The 503-nt window shown below is 42.9% G+C and carries 1 protein-coding gene; it reads left to right on the top strand.

Annotated features, from left to right (window positions below; genetic code table 11):
- Window positions 1-329, top strand: a 329-nt coding sequence (locus tag ACS8FD_RS25025; protein WP_439277831.1) for a hypothetical protein, incomplete at its 5' end; no start/stop codon positions are given.
- Window positions 330-503 lie beyond the last annotated feature (174 nt).

Below are 503 nucleotides of genomic sequence, written 5' to 3'. Positions count from 1 at the left end.
AAGAGAAGAAAAACAAAGGCTTAACAGGACTACGCCATGAAGTCACTATCATAGGATGGTTGCGAGCCTGTACAGTTAGCTACTTAGACCTAGCGGAGGGTAATATCTACCAATCCAGTGCCAACCCAGCACTACATCCTGAAGTGCAACGTCGGCTCATGTGGGATGGTCAGAACAATCCCTACAACATCTTGCCCGTTACACCCGAGCGCCAAGCGGCTTTTAATAATGAGAACCAAACGGTAAAGCTGAAATGGTATTCAGGCATTGCTATTAATGCCACATGGTTTATTGGGTCGATATTGTATGTGATGCTTGTGATTGCTTAAATAAAAATTGGAATGTATTAACCCAGATACCATTGGCAGATTAATGACAGCACTGAACAAAGCGTCATGGACAGCACGTACGTATCAATTTCATTGTGGGCGACATCACCCATCCCATCATTGTCGGTATGTAGTGGTAACTTATAATAGCTAACGAAGTCACAATTTTAGACA

This window comes from Psychrobacter sp. 1U2 (genome assembly GCF_051847575.1).
This window is presented reverse-complemented; position numbering and strand designations above follow the sequence as displayed.